Origin of the sequence: Promicromonospora kroppenstedtii DSM 19349 (assembly GCF_000515355.1) — a bacterium.
Lineage (GTDB): Bacteria > Actinomycetota > Actinomycetes > Actinomycetales > Cellulomonadaceae > Promicromonospora > Promicromonospora kroppenstedtii.
In genome coordinates, this window is the sequence record NZ_KI911615.1 from 16,755 (window position 1) to 29,097 (window position 12,343).

Sequence of the window (12,343 nt, forward strand, 5' to 3'; positions counted from 1 at the left end):
CGCGGGCCGGAGGTGCCGGGCCCGACGCCGGCCGGCGTGCGGGCCTCGATCTCGTCGTGCTTGCCGTGCGAGTGCGCGGCGGCCAGCTCCGCCGGTGTCGCCGGCTCCACGCGGTCCTCGTAGAAGAACTCGGACAGCCGCTGCCACCGCCGCTCGGAGCGGTAGCCCTTGCGCTTGACGCCGCGGGCGTCCATGGCGGGCTTGATCTCCAGCGGTCTCGGCGAGGTGTGCTGGGTGCGCAGCCAGACCTCCTGCGGGTCCAGCGGGGTGTGCACCTCGACGTACTCGCCGGTGGCGAACCGGACGATACGGCCCGACTCGTGTCCGTGCAGCACGAGCTCCCGGTCCTTGCGCTGCAGCGCGAGGCACACCCGCTTGGTCACGAAGAAGGCGAACACGGGCCCCACGAACAGCAGCACGCGCAGCACCCACGTGATCGCGAAGATGCTCAGAGCGAAATGCGTGGCGATGAGGTCGTTCGTCGCGGCCAGGGCGCAGACGAGGAACGCGACGAACAGCGCGACGGCCGTGGCCGTGCGCACGGGACGGTTGCGGGGCCGGTCGAGGACGTGGTGCTCCCGGTGGTCACCGGTTGCGCGCGCCTCGATGAACGGCCAGGTGAACAGCAGCGTGAACAGGATGCCCGGCACGATCACGGCAGGGATCAGGATGTTCATGGGCAGCGTGTAGCCCCACAGGACCCACTCGAAGCCCGGACCCGGCATGAGCCGTAGCGCGCCGTCGACGAACAGGATGTACCAGTCCGGCTGCGTGCCTGCCGAGACCGGCGCCGGGTCGTACGGTCCGTAGTTCCAGATGTTGTTGATCGCCATGGTGCCGCCCATGAGCGTCAGCACGCCGGCGATGATGAAGAAGTTCCCCGTCATCTTGGCCACGTACACCGGCAGGGCCGGGTAGCCCACGACGTTCCGGTCGCTGCGGCCGCCGCCCGGGTACTGGCCGTGCTTCTGCAGCACCATCAGGAACAGGTGCAGCGCGATGAGGGCGATCAGGAGCCCGGGTATCACGAAGATGTGCAGGGTGAACAGCCGTGGGATGACCTGGTCGCCCGGGAACTCGCTGCCGAAGACCAGGAACGACAGGTACGAGCCGATCAGGGGGATCGCCTTGACCACGCCGTCGATGATGCGCAGGCCGTTGCCGGACAGAACGTCGTCCGGGAGGGAGTAGCCGGTGAACCCGGCCGCCAGGGCCAGGATCAGCATGGTCAGCCCGACGATCCAGTTGATCTCCCGGGGCTTGCGGAAGGCCCCGGTCAAGAACACGCGGAACATGTGCAGGACGATCGAGCCGATGAAGATCAGCGCCGACCAGTGGTGGATCTGCCGCATCAGCAGACCACCTCGCACCTCGAACGACATGTGCACGGTGGACTGGAAGGCGGCCGACATGAGCTGGCCGTTCATCGAGGGCGGGTACTCCCCCTCGTAGCGCACCAGCGCCATCGACGGGTCGAAGAACATCGTGAGGAAGAAGCCGGACGCGATCAGGACGACGAACGAGAACAGTGCGATCTCGCCCAGCATGAACGACCAGTGGTCGGGGAAGACCTTCCGTGCAAGCTCCTTCACCAGCACACCGATGGTGGTGCGCTGGTCCAGGTAGTCGGCTGCCTTGCCGACGGCACTCGGACGCTGTTTCGTCGCCACGTCATCACCCCTGAGATCGGCGGCGCGGGCCACTTCCTGCCCTCCAGTAGACACCGCGCCGGGCTTCATCACCACCCTCGACGACGAATCAGCAGACCAGGGCGTGACATGACAGATCCGGCGCACCCCGTTCGCGAGGTACGCCGGATCTGTTCCAGCGGTCAGGCTGTGGCGGCGCGCCGTGAGGTCACGCCGGGGTCGTGCAGGGTGTCACGCCGAGGCGACGACGAGGCCCGCGGTCTGCGTCTTGGCCCGTGCCAGGCGCTCGGAGACGTTGCTCCAGGACACCAGGTTCCACCAGGCCTTGATGTAGTCCGGGCGCACGTTCAGGTAGTCGATGTAGTAGGCGTGCTCCCAGCAGTCCAGCATGAGGACCGGGGTGAGCGCGAAGGGAATGTTGCCCTGCTGGTCGAACAGCTGGACCACGACCAGCTTCTGGCCGACCGAGTCCCAGGCCAGGACGGCCCAGCCAGAACCCTGAACACCGGCGGCGACGGCGGTGAAGTGCGCCTTGAACTTCTCGAACGAGCCGAAGTGCTCGTCGATCGCGGCGGCGATGTCGCCGGTCGGCTCTCCGCCGGCCTCCGGTGCCATGTTCGTCCAGAAGATCGAGTGGTTGATGTGACCACCGAGGTTGAACGCGAGGTCCTTCTCGATCTTGTTGACGTTGGCCAGGTTGCCCGTCTCGCGGGCCTCCTCGAGCTGCTCCAGGGCAGTGTTGGCACCCTTGACGTACGTCGCGTGGTGCTTGGAGTGGTGCAGCTCCATGATCTTGCCCGAGATGTGGGGCTCGAGCGCGGCGTAGTCGTAGGTCAGGTCAGGGAGCGTGTAGACAGCCATTGCTGAGGTACCTCCAGGATCGGTCCGCGCACCGGACGGTGCGCAGGGTGGGACGCCGTCCTGGTCGCGCGCCGGTGTGGTGCCCGCCGGGACGGCAATGGCCCGTGTCCCCGGCCGCAGACGCGGACCGGGAGACACAGGCCATCGCTTGGTGTCGCAGGTCGCTCAGTGCTCCCGCGAGGTTCCCGCACCGGCCTCGACGGCCTGGTGCTCGGAGCCGGTCAGCTCGTCGTGCTCACCGTGCGAGTGCGCGGCCGCGACCTCCGCCGGCGTGACGGGCGAGACACGGTCCTCGTAGAAGAACCGGGACAGGCCCTGCCAGCGCTTGTCGGCGCCGTAGCCCTTGCGCTTCACACCGCGCGCGTCCGTCTTCGGGGCGATCGTCAGCGGGGCGGGCGCGTCGTAGTTGACGCGCAGCCAGCGCTCCTGCTCGTCGAGCGGGGTGTGCACCTCGATGTACTCGCCGTTGGCGAAGCGCACGATGCGACCCGACTCGTGGCCGTGCAGCACCAGCTCGCGGTCCTTGCGCTGCAGCCCGAGGCAGATGCGCTTGGTGACGTAGTACGCGAACACCGGCCCCACGAAGAACAGAATGCGGAACACCCAGGTGATCGCGTTGATCGACAGCGCGAAGTGCGTGGCGATGAGGTCGTTCGACCCGGCCAGGGCCAGGATGATGAACGCCGTCAGGAACGCGACGCCCAGGCCGGTGCGCGCCGGCTTGTTGCGCGGGCGGTCCAGCACGTGGTGCTCGCGGTCGTCGCCCGTGACCCGGGCCTCGAGGAACGGGTACACGATGAGGAACGTGAACAGGATGCCCGGGATGACCACGGCCGGGATCAGGATGTTCAGCGGCAAGGTGTAGCCGAAGATCACCCATTCCGTGCCCTGGCCAGGCATCAGGCGCAGCGACCCCTCCAGGAACAGCATGTACCAGTCCGGCTGTGCGCCGGCGGAGACCGGCGACGGGTCGAACGGACCGTAGTTCCACACGTTGTTGATCGACATCGTGGCGCCCATCAGCGCGAGCACGCCGAACACCATGAAGAAGTTGCCGGTCATCTTCGCGACGTACACCGGCGCGGCCGGGTAGCCGACCACGTTCTTGTCGGTGCGACCACCGCCCGGGTACTGGGTGTGCTTCTGCAGCACCATCAGGAACAGGTGCAGCGCGATGAGGGCGAGCAGGATGCCCGGCACCACGAAGATGTGCAGCGTGAACAGGCGCGGCACGATGTGGTGCCCCGGGAACTCCCCGCCGAAGATCATGTACGACATGAACGAGCCGATCAGCGGGATCGACTTGACCACACCGTCGGTGATGCGCAGGCCGTTGCCGGAGAGCACGTCGTCGGGCAGCGAGTAGCCGGTGAAGCCGGCCGCCAGGCCCAGGATCATGAGCAGGATGCCGACGATCCAGTTGATCTCGCGCGGCTTGCGGAACGCGCCGGTGAAGAACACGCGCATCATGTGCACGACGATCGAGGCCATGAAGATCAGCGCCGACCAGTGGTGGATCTGCCGCATGAGCAGGCCGCCGCGCACCTCGAACGACATGTCGAGGGTCGAGGCGAACGCCACGGACATGAGCTGGCCGTGCATGCTCGCCGGGTGCTCACCCTCGTAGCGCTCCAGCGCCATCGAGGGCTCGAAGAACATCGTCAGGAAGAAGCCCGAGATGATCAGCACGACGAACGAGAACAGGGCGATCTCGCCGAGCATGAAGGACCAGTGGTCCGGGAAGACCTTGCGCGCGAACTCCTTGACGGCGACGCCGATGGAGGTGCGCTGGTCGAGGTAGTCCGCGGCCTTGCCGACGGTCGTCGTCGGCTTGGCCGGTGCCTCGTGCTTGGTGTCTTGGGTCGCGGTGCTCACTTCAGGCGCTCCCAGAAGCTCGGGCCGATGGGCTCGGCGAAGTCGTCCTGCGCGATGAGGTAGCCCTCGTCGTCGACGGTGATCGGGAGCTGCGGCAGCCGGCGGTTGGCCGGGCCGAAGACCACGTTGGCGCTGTCGGCGATGTCGAACGTCGACTGGTGGCAGGGGCACAGGAGGTGGTGGGTCTGCTGCTCGTAGAGCGCCACCGGGCAGCCCACGTGCGTGCAGATCTTCGAGTAGGCCACGATGCCCTCGTGGGACCAGGTCTCGCCGGGGGGCGACTGGTCGGCCTTGAGGTCCTCGGGGTTGAGGCGGACCATGAGCACGACGGCCTTGGACTTCTCGTTGATCCACTCGTGCGTCTCGCGGAACTCCTCCGTGGTCTCGGGGACCACGTGGAAGACGGAGCCGACGGTCACGTCGGAGGCCTTGATGGGCCGGCCCGACGGGTCGATCGCGAGGCGGGTGCCCGTGCGCCACATGGTGTGCTTGAACTTGGAGACGTTCCAGTCACCGCCCACCGAGCCGATCAGCGGCACGGCGATGGCGAGCGGGAACAGCGCCAGGGCGCCGAAGAACGCGCCCTTGAGCACGCCGCGCCGGCCGACGACGCCCGAGTCCTGCAGGCCGTCGTTCAGGTCCTTGACGGCAATCGCACGGTCCTCGTCGTTGGTCGCGAGCGGGTGCCGCTCCTGGACCATCTCCTTGTCGCCCATGAGCGTCTTGGCCCAGTGGATCCCGGCGATGCCGATGCCCAGCAGCGACACCGCGAGGCCGAGGCCGATCAGCAGCGTGGAGAGGCGGACGCCCGACGTCGTGCCGTCCGGCGGGACCATCACGTAGGCGACGATCGAGCCGATCGTGCCCAGGATGGACAGGACGAACAGGAAGGTGACGGTCCGCTCGGCGCGCTTGGCGGCGCGCGGGTCGGTGTCGGTCAGCCGGTGCTTGTGCTCCGGGATGCCCGGGTCGGCGAAGCGCTCGACGTCGGTGCCCGCCTGCGGGGTGACCGTCACGTCGTGCGAGGTGTCGGCGGGGTTGTTCTGGTTCTCGCTCACGAGGACTTCGCTCCGATCCACACTGCGGCGCCGATGAGCAGACCGAGGCCGATCGCGAAGGCCCAGAGGCCCTCGGACACCGGGCCGAGGGCACCGAGGGCGTTACCGCCCGCCGAACCCTCGCGCTGCTCGACGAGGAAGGACACGATGTCCCGCTTCTCGTCCGGCGTGATGTTGGCGTCGTTGAACACCGGCATCGACTGCGGGCCGGTGAGCATCGCCTGGTAGATGTTCCGCTCCGACGTCTCCCAGAGGGCGGGTGCGAACTTGCCCTCGGAGAGTGCGCCGCCGGCGCCCACGGCGTTGTGGCACATGGCGCAGTTGGTACGGAACAGGGCCATGCCGTTCGAGGGGTCACCCAGCGCGGGGTCGACCTGCTCGTCGGTGGGGATCGCCGGACCGGCGCCCAGCGAGGCGACGTAGGCGGACAGCGCGGCCGTCTGCTCCTCGTCGAACTGCGGCGGCTTGGCCTCGGCCTGCGGGCCGCTCATCTGCATCGGCATGCGGCCGGTCGACACCTGGAAGTCGACGGCGGCAGCGCCGACGCCTACCAGGGACGGCACGCCCTCGGTGCCCTGGGCGTTCGCGCCGTGGCACGTCGCGCAGTTGGCCTGGAACAGCTTCTTACCGGTCTCGATGTCCGCGGTGCTGACGGTCTCGGCCTTAGCCGTGCTCGGAGCCAGGGCGGCGTAGACGCCGCCCGTGGTCAGCAGCGCCAGCAGCAGGAGAACGACCGGCGCCAGCCGGTGGTGCCTGCGGGCGGCGAGTGCCTTCACGAAAATTTCCTCGTCTCGCTGTGAGTGTTGAGCTTCTGTAATGAACCTGGGCCACCGCACGTGGCCGGGTGGGACGGCCGCCCGACGGGGCGACCGAGCGACCGGTCAGCGCAGCAGGTAGATCACCGCGAACAGCGCGATCCACACCACGTCGACGAAGTGCCAGTAGTAGGACGTGACGATCGTGGTGGTGGCTTCGTGGTGACCGAAGCGCTTGGCGGCGAACGAGCGACCGAGCACGAAGAGGAACGCGATCAGGCCGCCGGTCACGTGCAGGCCGTGGAAGCCGGTGGTCATGTAGAAGACCGAGCCGTACGGGCTGGACGAGATGGTCAGACCCTGGTGCACCAGCTCGGTGTACTCGAAGATCTGGCCGCCGATGAAGAACGCGCCCATCAGGTAGGTCATGGTCAGCCACTCGTGCATGCCCCAGGTCCAGAACTGGAAGAGCTTCCCGGAGCGCGACGGCTTGAACTGCTCGGCCTTGAAGACCGCCCACTGGCAGGTGAACGAGGACAGCACCAGGACGATCGTGTTGATCGTGGAGAAGGTGATGTTGAGCTTGTTCGCCTGCAGCGCCCACTCCTCGGCCGGCATCGTCTGCCGGACCGTGAAGTACATCGCGAAGAGCGCTGCGAAGAACATGAGCTCGCTCGCGAGCCAGACGATCGTCCCGACCGAGACCGGGTTGGGACGATTGACTGTCACGTGCTGGTGCGTGGGGGTGGCTGCAGCCGTTGCGGTCGACACGACAGCCATTATGGCCGACGTTCGGGTGTCCCGAACGCCGAACCGTCACAGACGCTCGCGTCGAATCTCACAAAGTCCTTCCAACGCCCTGCCCGGGCCGTCACTTGCTGACGCGATTGAACAGAGTGCCATGAAAAGGGCGCGGACAGATCTGCCGTGCGGCCTGCGTCTGTGCCACGATCAACGCATGACCGGCATGACGACGGATGTGTCCAGCGCAGGTGCGAACGGTGCGGCTTCCGGCAGCACGACGTCGGGCCCGCGAGTCCTCCTGTACAGCGACGACCGCACGGTGCGCGAGCAGGTACGCCTCGCCGTCGGCCCGCGCCTGCACGCGGGCGCGCCCGAGATCGCCTGGGCGGAAGCCGCCACGGCGGCCGCCGTGGTGGACAAGGCCGACAACGAGACGTGGGACCTGCTCGTCCTCGACGGAGAGGCCGACCAGGCCGGCGGCATGGGCCTGTGCCGCCAGCTCAAGAACGAGATCTACGAGTGCCCGCCGGTGCTCGTGCTGACGGGCCGCCCCGCGGACGCATGGCTGGCGACCTGGTCGCTGGCTGACGGCGTCGTGGCGCGCCCGCTGGACGCCGTGAAGGTCCAGGAGGCCGTGGCCAGGCTGCTCGCGCCGTCGACGGCGGGGACCGCGTGAACCTCGAGGCACCCACCTGGTCCGGCCTGCTCGCCGAGCTCATGACCGGTACGGACCTCAGCCAGGAGGAGGCCCGCTGGGCCATGGACCGGGTGATGACCGGCGAGGTCTCCCCCGTCCAGCTCGCGGGCTTCCTGGTGGCGCTTCGCGCCAAGGGCGAGACCGTCGACGAGCTCGCGGGCCTGACGCACTCCATGGTCGAGCACGCGACCCGCATCGACGTGCCCGGGCCCTCCGTGGACATCGTCGGCACCGGCGGCGACCGTGCGCACACCGTGAACATCTCGACGATGGCGTCCGTCGTCATCGCCGGTGCGGGGCTGCGCGTCGTGAAGCACGGCAACCGGGCCGCTTCGTCGTCGTCGGGCAGCGCGGACGTGCTGGAGGAGCTGGGCATCCGCCTGGACCACACCCCGGAGCGGGTGGCGCAGATCGCGCGCGAGGCCGGCATCACCTTCTGCTTCGCGATGGTGTTCCACCCGTCGATGCGGCACGCGGGCGTGGCCCGCAAGGAGCTGGGCGTGCCCACCGCCTTCAACTTCCTGGGGCCGCTGACCAACCCGGCTCAGCCGCGCGCCGCGGCCGTGGGCTGCGCGGACGCGCGGATGGCGCCCCTGATGGCGGGCGTGTTCGCCGAGCGCGGCAAGTCCGCGCTGGTCTTCCGCGGCGACGAGGGGCTGGACGAGCTCGCGGCGACCGCGGGCGCGACCATCTGGGAGGTGGCCGACGGCCACGTCACCGAGCACCGCCTGGACCCCGTCGAGGACCTGGGCCTGACCCGCATCAAGGTCGAGGACCTGCGCGGCCAGGACGCGGTCTACAACGCGGGCGTCGCGCGCGCCGTCCTGGCGGGCGAGGCCGGGCCGGTCCGCGAGACCGTGCTGCTCAACGCGGCCTCGGGCCTCGTGGCCGACGGCTCGCTGCCCGGCACGGGCTCCGGCACCCTCGTGGAGCGCCTGCGGGCCGGGATCGACCTCGCTGCCGAGGCAGTGGACTCCGGGGCGGCGCAGGCCACACTAGAGCGCTGGATCGCGGCCAGCCGCTAGACGGTACCTGGCACGGGCAAGAACGAGGGCCGGAACGCTGATCAGCGTTCCGGCCCTCGTTCTTGCCTGCCGGGGGTGTGTCCGGCGGTACCGCTCAGTGCGAGTGGATGCCCCGCGAGTACTCGAACACCCAGCCCACGAGCGCGATGACCGCGACGCAGAAGCCGATGTAGAGCACCCACCAGCCCACGGCCAGGCCGAGGAAGCAGATCGCGGCGGAGCCGGCGATCGCCAGGGGCCACCAGCTCCAGGGCGCGTACACGCCCTGGTCGCCGGCGGCGTCCTCGATGTTGCCGTTCGGGTCGTCCTCGGGCCGGGCGTCGATGCGTCGGGCCGTCAGCGTCAGGTACGCGCCGATCATCGCCACCAGGCCACCGACGAGCGGCATGCCCAGGTAGCCCACGGGCTCCTGCCACTCGGTCATGAAGCCGTAGACCACGCCGGCCAGGACGAAGAAGGGCGTTCCCCAGAGGAACAGCCGCGCCTCGATCTTCACTTGCTGGTCCCCTCGTCCGGCTGGTCAACGATGGTCGTGCTGCTCTGGCCGGAGTCACCGCTGCCGTTCGCGGCGCGCTGCTGGGCCTGCTTGTCCTGACCGCGCCGGTCGGCCTCGCCGTAGATGTTGTCGAGGACACCGCGGTTGTACTCCGGGTGCTCCATGGCGACGACCTCGGGGTGGTGCAGGTCGAACGCCGGCGACTCCGAGCGGATGCGCGGGAGCGACGCGAAGTTGTGCCGCGGCGGCGGGCAGGACGTAGCCCACTCCAGGGAGCGGCCGTAGCCCCACGGGTCGTCGACCGTGACCTTGGGCGCCTTGCGCCACGTGATGTAGACGTTCCAGAAGAACGGCAGGGTGGACGCCGCGAGGATGAACGCGCCGATGGTCGACACCTGGTTCTCCCAGGTGAAGCCCTCGTCCGGCATGTAGTCCGCGTAGCGGCGGGGCATGCCCTCGACACCCAGCCAGTGCTGGATGAGGAACGTGGTGTGGAAGCCGACGAAGAGCATCCAGAAGTGCACCTTGCCCAGGCGCTCCGACAGCATGCGGCCGGTCATCTTGGGCCACCAGAAGTAGAACCCGGCGAACATCGCGAACACGACGGTGCCGAAGACCACGTAGTGGAAGTGCGCGACCACGAAGTACGAGTCGGACAGCTGGAAGTCCAGCGCCGGGCTCGACAGGATGATGCCGGTCAGACCACCGAAGAGAAAGGTCACGAGGAAGCCGATGGACCAGAGCATCGGCGTCTCGAACGTGAGTTTCCCTCGCCAGAGCGTGCCGATCCAGTTGAAGAACTTCACGCCGGTCGGGACCGCGATGAGCATCGTCATGAACGCGAAGAACGGCAGCATGACCGCGCCGGTCACGTACATGTGGTGCGCCCACACCGTCACCGACAGCGCGGCGATCGCGATGGTCGCGTAGACCAGGCCGGTGTAGCCGAAGATCGGCTTGCGGCTGAAGACCGGGAAGATCTCGGACACGATGCCGAAGAACGGCAGCGCGATGATGTACACCTCGGGGTGGCCGAAGAACCAGAAGAGGTGCTGCCACAGGATGGCGCCACCGTTCTCCGGGTTGAAGATCTGCGCGTCGAGACGACGGTCGGCACCCAGCGCGAACAGCGCGGCGGCCAGCGGCGGAAAGGCCATCAGCACCAGGAGGCTGGTGACCAGCGTGTTCCAGGTGAAGATCGGCATCCGGAACATGGTCATGCCGGGGGCGCGCATGGTGATGATCGTGGTGATGAAGTTGACCGCACCGAGGATCGTGCCGAAACCGGCCAGTGCCAGGCCGAAGACCCAGAGGTCTCCTCCCAACCCTGGACTGTAGGTCGTGGTCGAGAGCGGCGCGTACGCGAACCAGCCGAACGACGCGGCACCCTGCGGGGTGAGGAAGCCGGCCGTGGTGATGAGGCCACCGAACAGGAACAGCCAGTAGGCGAACATGTTCAGCCGCGGGAACGCGACGTCGGGCGCGCCGATCTGGAGCGGCATGATCACGTTCGCGAAGCCCGCGAACAGCGGGGTGGCGAACAGCAGCAGCATCACGGTGCCGTGCATCGTGAAGAGCTGGTTGTACTGCTCCTTGCTCTGCACGAGCTGGATGCCGGGCTCGAAGAGCTCCGCGCGGATCAGCAGGGCCATCAGGCCGCCGATGCAGAAGAAGATGAACGACGTGATCAGGTAGAGGTACCCGATCGTCTTGTGGTCAGTGGAGGTGATCCACTTGATGATCGTCCGGCCGAGCGTCTGGCGCCCGGGGGCCAGGCCCGGGATCAGCTCGGTCGTGGTCGCTGCGGCCATCAGTGCCCAGCCTCCTCTTCCGTGGTTTCCGCCGGGTTGTCGACGGGACCGGCCGTACGGGCGAGGTCCATGCCGAGCGATCCGGTCTGGCCCTTCGCCTCGAGGTCCGCCATGTGGGCGTCGTACTCCTCGGCGGACACGACCTTCACGTTGAAGAGCATGCCGGAGTGGAACTCACCGCAGAGCTCGGCGCACTTGCCGGCGTACGTGCCCTCGCGGGTCGGCGTCACCTGGAACGTGTTGGTCCGGTGCGGGATCATGTCCTGCTTGTACAGGAACGCGGGGATCCAGAACGAGTGGATGACGTCACGCGAGTCGAGCGTGAACTCCACGGTCTCGTTCACCGGCAGGTAGAGCGTCGGGAAGGACGTCGAGGTGCCGACGGCACCGTCGATCTCGTCCTCCGCGGTCACGCTGCCGGGGTCCGCCTCGTGCTCGCCGTAGTCGTAGACGTTGGCGTCGAGGTAGTTGAAGTCCCAGCTCCACTGCTTGCCGATCACCTGGATGTGCTCGGTCGCGGTGCCGTCGACGGTCTTGATGGCCGTCACGTCGCGGTCGGTGTACCAGAACAGCACGAGCACCATGATGATCGGCACTGCCGTGTACATGAGCTCGAGCGGCAGGTGGTAGCGCGTCTGCACCGGGAGCTGGTGGTCGTCCTTGCGCTTCCGGTAGGCCGCGATGCACCACAGCATCAGGCCCCAGGTCACGATGCCCACGGCGAGGGCAGCGATCCACGAGCCCACCCACAGGTCGGTGATGCGCTCGGTCTGGTTAGTCACCTCCCCGTCGCTGTAGCCGGGCAGGTATCCGCGCTGGACGGATTCACTTGCGCAGCCAGAGGCCAGCACTGCGACTGCGACGGCAAGAGCCGACGCACGCAGGATGGCCCGCCGGGTGCGGGTAGGTGGCTTCGAGTGCAAGGGAGGCCTTTCACGTCTCGTCCGGCGCGTCGCACCGGTTTCCTCCCGAGCTCCACGCAGAACCTTCGTCCTCGATGGGATGCAGCCTAGCGCGCTCCGGGGCCTGATGATGCCCGGAACGCCCCCGGAGGAACGTGACGCACTCCGCACCTGGGGCACACATCCACGCTGTTCAGGACACCCACCCAGGTCGTGTCAGAACGATCGCCGTGCCGGACCTGCGCCTGCGGGTGCGAGGATCAGGAGGACGGCGGCGGAGGCACGCCGCGAACCGCCGTCCGAACCCCGGATCAGCCCCTCGCCGGACCCGCGCGCACCGCCGCGCGGACCCGCACCCAGCAGCAGGAGGACGTGTGAGCCACGCCACCCCGGCCGACCCGGCCAGGTCCACCACCCCCGGCCGGGTGTACCTCGACAACGGCGGCCGTGCCCCGTGGCACCCGCTCGCC

Annotated in this window: 11 protein-coding genes; 2 read left to right on the forward strand and 9 right to left on the reverse strand. The window is 68.1% G+C overall.

Features of this window, described 5'->3' with window-relative positions:
* The 6 genes from qcrB (PROKR_RS04390) to ctaE form a co-directional block, all read right to left on the reverse strand.
* Positions 1–1,670: cytochrome bc1 complex cytochrome b subunit (qcrB, locus tag PROKR_RS04390; protein WP_084800240.1), on the reverse strand; the 1,670-nt coding region annotated here is incomplete at its 3' end.
* Positions 1,671–1,880: 210 nt separating this feature from the next.
* A complete protein-coding gene (locus PROKR_RS04395; RefSeq protein WP_020014306.1) occupies positions 1,881–2,510 on the reverse strand; it encodes a superoxide dismutase in 630 nt (209 codons plus the stop codon).
* 165 nt (positions 2,511–2,675) lie between these two features.
* Positions 2,676–4,385 carry a cytochrome bc1 complex cytochrome b subunit gene (gene qcrB / locus PROKR_RS04400; RefSeq protein WP_036959905.1) on the reverse strand — a complete coding sequence of 570 codons (1,710 nt, stop codon included), beginning with the start codon at positions 4,383–4,385 and terminating at the stop codon, positions 2,676–2,678.
* On the reverse strand, positions 4,382–5,443 hold the full coding sequence (gene qcrA, locus PROKR_RS04405) for a cytochrome bc1 complex Rieske iron-sulfur subunit (protein ID WP_036959907.1): 1,062 nt from the start codon (positions 5,441–5,443) through the stop codon (positions 4,382–4,384). Before qcrA ends, qcrB (PROKR_RS04400) begins: the two co-directional genes overlap by 4 nt.
* On the reverse strand, positions 5,440–6,219 hold the full coding sequence (gene qcrC / locus PROKR_RS04410) for a cytochrome bc1 complex diheme cytochrome c subunit (RefSeq protein WP_036959909.1): 780 nt from the start codon (positions 6,217–6,219) through the stop codon (positions 5,440–5,442). Before qcrC ends, qcrA begins: the two co-directional genes overlap by 4 nt.
* A gap of 105 nt (positions 6,220–6,324) precedes the next feature.
* Positions 6,325–6,978: an aa3-type cytochrome oxidase subunit III gene (gene ctaE, locus PROKR_RS04415; RefSeq protein WP_036959910.1), complete on the reverse strand. Its 654-nt coding sequence runs from the start codon at positions 6,976–6,978 to the stop codon at positions 6,325–6,327.
* A gap of 178 nt (positions 6,979–7,156) precedes the next feature.
* Between ctaE and PROKR_RS04420 the strand changes: the two genes are divergently transcribed.
* Positions 7,157–7,618: a response regulator gene (locus PROKR_RS04420; RefSeq protein ID WP_084800241.1), complete on the forward strand. Its 462-nt coding sequence runs from the start codon at positions 7,157–7,159 to the stop codon at positions 7,616–7,618.
* A complete protein-coding gene (gene trpD, locus PROKR_RS04425; RefSeq protein WP_036959912.1) occupies positions 7,615–8,664 on the forward strand; it encodes an anthranilate phosphoribosyltransferase in 1,050 nt (349 codons plus the stop codon). The genes PROKR_RS04420 and trpD overlap by 4 nt, the downstream gene beginning before the upstream one ends.
* A gap of 94 nt (positions 8,665–8,758) precedes the next feature.
* On the opposite strand, the gene PROKR_RS04430 is transcribed toward trpD, so the two are convergent.
* From PROKR_RS04430 to ctaC, 3 genes are read right to left on the reverse strand one after another with little or no spacing between them, the layout of a single operon-like run.
* Positions 8,759–9,160 (reverse strand): cytochrome c oxidase subunit 4, encoded by a 402-nt coding sequence (locus PROKR_RS04430; protein WP_020014299.1) that lies wholly within the window; start codon positions 9,158–9,160, stop codon positions 8,759–8,761.
* Complete coding sequence (gene ctaD / locus PROKR_RS04435; RefSeq protein WP_036959914.1) at positions 9,157–10,971, reverse strand: aa3-type cytochrome oxidase subunit I; 1,815 nt, start codon at positions 10,969–10,971, stop codon at positions 9,157–9,159. Before ctaD ends, PROKR_RS04430 begins: the two co-directional genes overlap by 4 nt.
* Positions 10,971–11,894, reverse strand: a complete 924-nt coding sequence (gene ctaC / locus PROKR_RS04440; RefSeq protein ID WP_036959916.1) for an aa3-type cytochrome oxidase subunit II — start codon at positions 11,892–11,894, stop codon at positions 10,971–10,973. The genes ctaD and ctaC overlap by 1 nt, the downstream gene beginning before the upstream one ends.
* Between the last annotated feature and the right edge of the window lie 449 nt (positions 11,895–12,343).